The 7476-nt window shown below is 41.7% G+C and carries 7 protein-coding genes and 1 tRNA gene; 7 read left to right on the plus strand and 1 reads right to left on the minus strand.

Annotated features, from left to right (window positions below; genetic code table 11):
* The first annotated feature begins 16 nt into the window (after positions 1-16).
* From CLV31_RS16020 to bshB1, 4 genes are all read left to right on the plus strand, one after another.
* A complete protein-coding gene (locus CLV31_RS16020) occupies positions 17-880 on the plus strand; it encodes a sigma-70 family RNA polymerase sigma factor (RefSeq protein ID WP_026954085.1) in 864 nt (287 codons plus the stop codon).
* 165 nt (positions 881-1045) lie between these two features.
* The gene (trxB, locus tag CLV31_RS16025; RefSeq protein WP_111393918.1) at positions 1046-1990 is read left to right on the plus strand and encodes a thioredoxin-disulfide reductase; all 945 of its coding nucleotides are present in this window, start codon (positions 1046-1048) and stop codon (positions 1988-1990) included.
* A 9-nt stretch (positions 1991-1999) separates the two neighbouring features.
* Positions 2000-3037 (plus strand): M23 family metallopeptidase, encoded by a 1038-nt coding sequence (locus CLV31_RS16030; RefSeq protein WP_111393919.1) that lies wholly within the window; start codon positions 2000-2002, stop codon positions 3035-3037.
* Positions 3038-3048: 11 nt separating this feature from the next.
* Positions 3049-3768, plus strand: coding sequence for a bacillithiol biosynthesis deacetylase BshB1 (gene bshB1 / locus CLV31_RS16035; RefSeq protein WP_111393920.1), 720 nt, complete (start codon positions 3049-3051; stop codon positions 3766-3768).
* Here the strand turns inward: bshB1 and pdxH are convergent, their stop codons facing one another.
* Entirely contained in the window at positions 3769-4404 is a 636-nt protein-coding gene (gene pdxH, locus CLV31_RS16040) for a pyridoxamine 5'-phosphate oxidase (RefSeq protein ID WP_111393931.1), read from the minus strand.
* 98 nt (positions 4405-4502) lie between these two features.
* Here pdxH and CLV31_RS16045 point away from each other — a divergent pair, with 98 nt between their 5' ends.
* From CLV31_RS16045 to CLV31_RS16055, 3 genes are all read left to right on the plus strand, one after another.
* Positions 4503-5072 carry a YqgE/AlgH family protein gene (locus tag CLV31_RS16045; protein ID WP_111393921.1) on the plus strand — a complete coding sequence of 190 codons (570 nt, stop codon included), beginning with the start codon at positions 4503-4505 and terminating at the stop codon, positions 5070-5072.
* 48 nt (positions 5073-5120) lie between these two features.
* The gene (locus CLV31_RS16050; RefSeq protein ID WP_111393922.1) at positions 5121-7124 is read left to right on the plus strand and encodes a DUF349 domain-containing protein; all 2004 of its coding nucleotides are present in this window, start codon (positions 5121-5123) and stop codon (positions 7122-7124) included.
* Between the two features lie 109 nt (positions 7125-7233).
* A tRNA-Thr gene (locus CLV31_RS16055) sits at positions 7234-7306 on the plus strand.
* Positions 7307-7476 lie beyond the last annotated feature (170 nt).

The following is a 7476-nucleotide window of genomic DNA, read 5'->3' on the forward strand; positions in this document are numbered from 1 at the left end:
CAAATATTAACCCTGAATGAGGCAGCTAAAAATTAGCAAACAGATTACCAACAGAGAATCACAGTCACTGGACAAGTACCTTCAGGAGATTGGAAAAGTAGATCTGTTGACAGCTGATGAAGAGGTAGTATTGGCCAAAAGAATCCGGGAAGGTGATCAGCTTGCTCTGGAAAAACTGACCAAAGCCAATCTTCGATTTGTGGTTTCAGTAGCTAAACAATACCAAAACCAAGGACTTTCTTTGGGTGATTTGATCAATGAAGGCAACTTGGGCTTGATCAAAGCTGCCCAACGGTTTGATGAAACCAGAGGTTTCAAGTTTATTTCCTATGCCGTATGGTGGATTAGACAATCCATTCTACAGGCCTTGGCAGAGCAATCAAGAATTGTTCGTCTTCCTCTAAACAGAGTGGGTTCTTTGAATAAAATCTCCAAAACATTCAGTGAATTGGAGCAGAAATTTGAGAGAGAGCCATCCCCGGAGGAATTGGCGGAAGTTCTTGAAGTGACTGCTTCCGAGGTAGTGGATACGATGAAGATTTCAGGCCGTCACGTCTCCATGGATGCTCCCTTCGTTCAGGGTGAAGAAAATAGTCTATTGGACGTATTGGAAAATGACGGGGATGAAAAACCCGATGACGGTTTGATGAATGATTCATTGAGAAAAGAGGTACAGCGAGCGCTTTCTACCTTGACTCAGAGAGAAGCCGATGTCATCACCTTGTACTTTGGGCTGAATGGAGAGCATGCCATGACTTTGGAAGAAATCGGAGAGAAGTTTAACCTGACTCGAGAGCGCGTTAGGCAGATCAAAGAAAAAGCAATCAGAAGATTGAGGCATACTTCCCGAAGCAAGACCCTCAAACCTTACTTGGGATAAAAAAGAATCTAGGGGGCTTTAGGCCCCCTTTTTTATTTCCCAGGGGTAGTGGATTTTATTTCGTTGACAATTAGTAACAATCCTCACTTTTGGGAATTTTAACTTTTCCCAGTTTTGTTACAACTTAAGAAATCACAAAATTTAACCGATTAATACAAGCTATTAATGAACCAAGAAATTGAAAAGGTCAAAGTATTGATCATTGGATCGGGTCCAGCGGGGTACACCGCAGCGATTTACGCCGCAAGAGCTGGAATGAAACCTGTCCTTTACACCGGAGCACAGCCTGGAGGGCAGCTTACCATCACTACAGATGTAGAAAATTATCCGGGGTATCCTGATGGAATTATGGGACCCGAAATGATGGAAGATTTTAGAAAGCAAGCTGAAAGATTTGGCACCGACGTCCGTTATGGAATGGTGACCAAAGTGGACTTTTCCTCCAGACCTCATGTGATCACCGTGGATGATCAGAAGATTATGCATGCCGATACAGTCATCATCAGTACTGGAGCCTCAGCAAAATGGTTGGGATTGGAAAGTGAGAATCGTTTGAACGGTAAGGGAGTATCAGCTTGTGCCGTTTGCGATGGGTTCTTTTTCCGAGGACAGGAGGTTGCCATCGTAGGTGCGGGAGACACTGCCTGTGAAGAAGCTTCATATTTGGCAAATATTTGCTCCAAGGTTTACATGATCGTAAGAAGAGATGAAATGAGAGCTTCCCAAATCATGCAGAATCGGGTAAAGAATAATCCGAAAATTGAAATTCTCTGGAATTCCGAAACGGAGGAAATCTTAGGGGAAGAGGAAGTGAACGGTGTGAAAATTTTGAACAATAAAACAGGTGAAATCCGGGAAATTTCAATTTCTGGCTTCTTTGTTGCTATTGGTCATCAGCCAAACACAGAAATATTCAGGGAATTCATCGATATGGATTCGGCTGGATATATCAAAACTATTCCCGGCACTACCAAAACTAATGTAGAAGGGGTTTTCGCTTGTGGCGATGCCCAAGATAATGTTTACCGTCAGGCTGTAACAGCCGCCGGAACAGGGTGTATGGCAGCTTTGGACGCAGAACGCTTCCTGGCAGCACACGAAATTCACTAAATCCGATTAATGAGGAGTTATATTCTTAAGTTTATTTTGGGTTCTATCTTGAGCATTGGTCTTTTTGAGGCCAATGCTCAAGTTTTTCCTAAGATTATCAAAAAAAACCCGAACACATCTGGCCCAACCCAGGAGAGGAGAAATATTGAGCTTCGAGAATTTGATCAGGAAAGTTACCTCAAGACGTTATCCACTCAGACGGATTCTTTGCTTTTTCAGAACAATGTGAATCTTTCCCGAATAAGATCCATCATTAGTGAAGACCCATTTGCCATGAGTTGGGCTCCCACCAATCAGCTTATTCAGATTTCAGAGCAAATTCAAATCGATAGTATTTGGGTCACGGCATTTGAATATTTTTCTAGTTGGGATAGCAAAAAAGTGGATATCTATAATCTGGATATCAGAAATTTTCAAGACAGTCTAGTCCTTAAGCTATATGACTTAAAATATGGCCAGAATTGGAAGATGCCCCTTGATTACTTATTGGTCAACTCCAGGTTTGGTCCTAGATGGGGTAGAATGCACTCCGGAACTGACCTGGACTTGAATACCGGTGATCCTGTTTATTCAGCTTTTGACGGGATCGTTAGAGTTAGGGCTTATGACCGATACGGCTATGGGTATTATTATGTGGTTAGACATAAAAACGGGTTAGAAACTTTATATGGTCACCTTTCCAAACATGTTGCAGAAGTCGGACAAGAGGTAAAAGCCGGCGATTTTTTAGGGAAGGGTGGTTCGACAGGAAGGAGTACCGGTCCACATTTACATTATGAATTGAGATACAAAGGACTAGCCTTTGATCCAGAGACTGTCTATGACTTTGAAAAAGGGGAATTGTCTAAACAGGAACTACTTGTTTCAAAGGATCTTTTCGGTCATATTGCCAAAGCCAGAGCTGCAGCTTATCACCGAGTGAAAAGAGGGGATACCTTGGGAGCGATTGCCAAAAGATATGGAGTTCCCATTTCACAGATTACTAGACTGAATGGAATCTCTACAAGAACTACTTTGAGAATTGGTCAAAATCTCCGTGTGAAATAATTCAAATTCGTATGACAAAATTGGATATTCTGGTAATTGCTGCCCATCCGGATGATGCGGAATTGGGCTGTTCGGGTACAATTGCGGCTCACGTTGCCAAAGGATACAAGGTAGGAATCGTAGACTTGACGCATGGAGAAATGGGCACCCGGGGTACTCCGGAAATTCGCCTTAGAGAATCTGACGAAGCAGCCCAAATCTTAGGCTTGTCTGCTCGGGAAAATATGGGCTTCAAGGATATTTTTTTTAAGGACGATGACGCCCACCAACTCGAATTGATCAAAATCATCCGGAAGTACCAGCCTGAAATCGTATTGGCAAATGCAATTACTGATCGCCATCCGGATCATGGAAAAGGTGCCTCATTGGCTTCCAATGCCTGCTTTATGAGTGGTTTGCGAAAAATTGAAACGGAAGTAAATGGAATGGAGCAGGAAGCTTGGAGACCAAAATTTGTCTACCATTACATTCAAAATAATTACATCGAGCCAGACTTTATTGTGGATATTTCCTCTTATTGGGACACAAAAGTAGCCAGTATTTTAGCCTTTAAGTCTCAGTTTTTTGATCCTGAAAGTGAAGAGCCTGCAAGCTTTATTTCTTCTCCTGAGTTTTTGCCTTTTATTGAATCACGTGCCAGAGAACTTGGTCATCGAATTATGACCAAGTATGGAGAGGGATTTACGGTGGAGCGCTATATTGGAGTGGATGATTTATTTGATCTCAGATAATCAAGGCGATAGCCTGGAGATCCGCCATTCTCCCGAATCCTGAATTTCATAGCAGATTCTGTCATGAAGTCGGCTTGGGCGACCCTGCCAAAATTCAATGCGGCGGGCCTGCAATCGATACCCTCCCCAATGTCCAGGACGCTCCATTGGGACTTTTTGGAAGCGATTTTCAGTTTCTTTTTGTCTTTCTTCAAGCTCTTGCCTTCCGGAGATTTCTCGACTTTGAGCTGAAATCCATGCTCCGATTTGAGAGCCGTAGGGTCTTGAAAAAAAATACTCATCCGATTCAGCTTCGCTTACTTTGGAGACTTCCCCCTGTATCCTTATCTGACGCTCTATTTCTGGCCAGAAAAACGTTAATGAAGCTTTTGGATTTGCATCAAGCTCTTTTCCTTTATCACTCTCATAGTTGGTAAAAAACACAAAACCAGAATCAAGTTCTTTTAGGAGTACGATTCTGCCGTTGGGAAAACCATCTTTTCCAAGAGTTGAAAGACACATCGCGTTTACCTCCAAGGCCTCAGCGTCTACGGCTTCTTCAAACCAAGATTTAAACTGTCTTAATGGGTCTGTGCTTACATCATTGATATCCAATGATTTAAGTGTGTATTCTTTTCTGATCTCGAAAAGTTTCATAAGTTTTCCTGTTGGATTTTTAATGGATACTAAACTACGATTGACATTGCATTTTTGAAATTTAAACTTATCTTTTTCGAGAATTTTCAAGACAAACTATGAATACCGATCCCAACAAAATTCCTATCCCGGGAAACCTTCTTATTTCGGAGCCATTTTTACAGGATGAAAATTTTGTTAGGTCTGTAGTGCTTCTTTGTGAACACAATTCAGAAGGTAGTTTTGGTTTGGTTTTGAATAAACCTTCCATTTTACATTTGAATGAATTGGTAGAAGAATTGGCATTCTTGGAGGCTGAGGTGTTTGTAGGAGGTCCTGTGGAGCAGAATACGCTTCATTTCATCTATTTTGGAGAAAAAGTTCTGGAAGATAGCATCATGATTGGGGATAAACTTTGGTGGGGAGGCGATTTTGAGGCCTTAGTTGAAAACCTCAAAAAAGGAACCTTGTCGGCTGAGTCCGTTCGGTTTTTTCTGGGATATAGCGGCTGGGGTCCCGGTCAGCTTTCGGATGAGCTTTCGGACAAAACATGGATAATTTGTGAGGAAAAAATAGATGAAGAAATCTTGGACAATAGTCCGGAAGAGCTCTGGAAAGTTCTTTTGAAAAACATGGGAGGGGAGTTTAAGGTAATTGCAAATTATCCCCTGGACCCGAGATTAAATTAGGCAAAATGCCTACTTTTGCCCATATTGCTTTGAAATAGTATCGATTTTATGACCGAGAAAAGTAACGAATTGTCTGAACAAGACAAGGTGACCCAAGCTTCTGGAGAGGAAGTAAAAGGTAATGAAAGTGCAGCAGAACCTCAAGCATCTTCTGCTGAGCCAGACACTAAAAACATAGAAAATCCAGCATCTTCTGATGATTCATCTCTTGAGGTAGTTTCCTTGGAAGAAGTTAGTTCTGAGTCAATTTCTGAATCTCCAGAATCAGCAAGTCCGCCAACGTCTTCTGAAACAGAAGAAGGTGAAGACCATCCTTCTGAAGATGAGGAAGATCATTCGGAAGAACATTCTGACCTCAGTGGTTTGACCAAGGTTCAGCTTCTAAAACTTCTCAAGGATAAAATTCACCACGGAGCTGTCCTCAAGCTGGACAAACTTGCTCATGAAATTAAGGCCGCTTTTGATGATTTGGTGGCCAAGGATACCGAATTAGCGCTTGAAAAATTCAAAGCGGAAGGGGGGGCTGAGGATGATTTTGAATACCGCCTTCATGAAGAAGAAAAAGAATTCAATAAGGTCTTCAACGATTTTAGATATCAACTCAATACGCTTCGTAAGGAAGCAGAAAGACAAAAGGAAAAGAATCTTTTTGTGAAAAACGAGCTTTTAAATAAGCTTCGGGAATTGGTAGACGGGGAAGAGACGACCCTCAGTATGGGGGCCATCAAAGCTATTCAAGAAGAATGGAAATCCATTGGTCCGGTACCAGCATCCCAGAATAGAAATCTATGGGCGAGTTTTAATGCGCTGATGGATCGCTTTTATGACAATAGGAGCATCTATTTTGAGCTAAAGGAGCTTGACCGGAAGAAGAATCTCGAAAGCAAGGTAGAGCTTTGTGAAAAAGCTGAGAGCCTCAAAGACGTCAAAGATCTGAAAGAGGCCATTCGCCAACTCAACGAACTTCATGAAGAGTTTAAGCATATAGGGCCCGTGCCGAGAGATGAGCAGGAATCCCTTTGGCAGCGTTTCAAAGCTGCCTCAGATGCTGTCTATGATAGGAGAAAAGAGTTTTTCGAAAGTCAAAAGGAAGTATTCAAGAAGAATCAGACAGATAAGGAAGCGCTTATTGCTATGTTGACTCCATTTGGAGATTTCAAAGCTGATCGGATCAAAGACTGGAATATCAAAACCAAGGAAATTTTAGAAATTCAAAAGGCTTGGGAAAGAACAGGACCTGTTCCAAAAGAAGCTGGAAAAGAAATCAATAAGGCTTTTTGGGCTGCTTTCAAGCAGTTTTTTCATCACAAGAACATGTTCTTCAAAGAACTGGATGAAATACGGGCTGCCAACCAAAAGAAGGCTGAAGAGCTAATTTCCCAAGCGGAAGCATTAATGGAAAATACCGATTGGCAAAGTACTGCCAATCAGTTGGTAAAGCTGCAGCAAGAATGGAAAAAGCTGGGACCAACCCCGGAGAAAAACAGAGATGCTTTATACAAAAGGTTCAAAGCAGCTTGTGATTCCTTCTTCGAAAACAGAAGAAATTCTAATAAGCAAGCCAATACGGAATTTGATCAAAATCTCAAACTAAAGCAGGAACTGATCCAAAAAATCAAGCAATCAGCTTCAGGCGACGATCTAAGCGAAGAGGAATTGAGTGGATTTGTCGCGGAGTTCAATGAAATCGGCTTTGTGCCTCGAAAGAATATCAAGGAGGTCCAGAATCATTTTAAAGAGGCGGTCGATCTATACCTCGGAAAGCTTGATCCAAGTGGAACGGGCAGGGAAGACTTCCTCTTCAGACTGAATCTGAACCGTATCCAATCGGATCCAAATGCCATTAAGACGCTCAACAAAAAAGAGCACGGTATCCGTAAGCAGATTTCTGATTTGGAAAACAGCATTACCCTGTGGAGAAACAACCTGGAATTCTTTGCTGCCTCAAAGACGGCCGACAAATTGAAAGATCAATTTGATATTAAGATCCAAAAAGCCGAAGAGGAGATTGATAAGTTGAAGAAGAAGCTTACGATTCTGAAAGAATTTTAAATTTTTCCTTCTCAAAATCTGAGAGATAGCGTTTTTTGCGAAATTAATCAGGTTTGGGGTTTGGAGTAAAAGAGAGTAAGGCTATATTTGCACCACCTAAACGGGAAACGCCTCTTTAGCTCAGCTGGTAGAGCAACTGACTTGTAATCAGTAGGTCGCTGGTTCGATCCCGGCAAGGGGCTCTGTTTGAAAGCACTTAGATTTTCTAAGTGCTTTTTTTATTTTTTTGGCAATCACCTTTTTCACGAAGTTTTTAGGGATCAGTCTTACTATCTGGGGAGGTTAAAATTTTAGCCATAGATATTTGAGAGTCTAAAAAGGAAGAATTCAATATTTGAAACTCCTCTAAACT

The organism is Algoriphagus aquaeductus, from assembly GCF_003253485.1.
Lineage (GTDB): Bacteria > Bacteroidota > Bacteroidia > Cytophagales > Cyclobacteriaceae > Algoriphagus > Algoriphagus aquaeductus.

What these genes read in the sequence shown, in the direction of transcription:
- pdxH (WP_111393931.1), bottom strand. Translation starts at nt 4,404, where the DNA reads ATGAAACTTTTCGAGATCAGAAAAGAATACACACTTAAATCATTGGAT.
- trxB (WP_111393918.1), top strand. Translation starts at nt 1,046, where the DNA reads ATGAACCAAGAAATTGAAAAGGTCAAAGTATTGATCATTGGATCGGGT.
- bshB1 (WP_111393920.1), top strand. Translation starts at nt 3,049, where the DNA reads ATGACAAAATTGGATATTCTGGTAATTGCTGCCCATCCGGATGATGCG.
- CLV31_RS16045 (WP_111393921.1), top strand. Translation starts at nt 4,503, where the DNA reads ATGAATACCGATCCCAACAAAATTCCTATCCCGGGAAACCTTCTTATT.
- CLV31_RS16050 (WP_111393922.1), top strand. Translation starts at nt 5,121, where the DNA reads ATGACCGAGAAAAGTAACGAATTGTCTGAACAAGACAAGGTGACCCAA.
- CLV31_RS16020 (WP_026954085.1), top strand. Translation starts at nt 17, where the DNA reads ATGAGGCAGCTAAAAATTAGCAAACAGATTACCAACAGAGAATCACAG.
- CLV31_RS16030 (WP_111393919.1), top strand. Translation starts at nt 2,000, where the DNA reads ATGAGGAGTTATATTCTTAAGTTTATTTTGGGTTCTATCTTGAGCATT.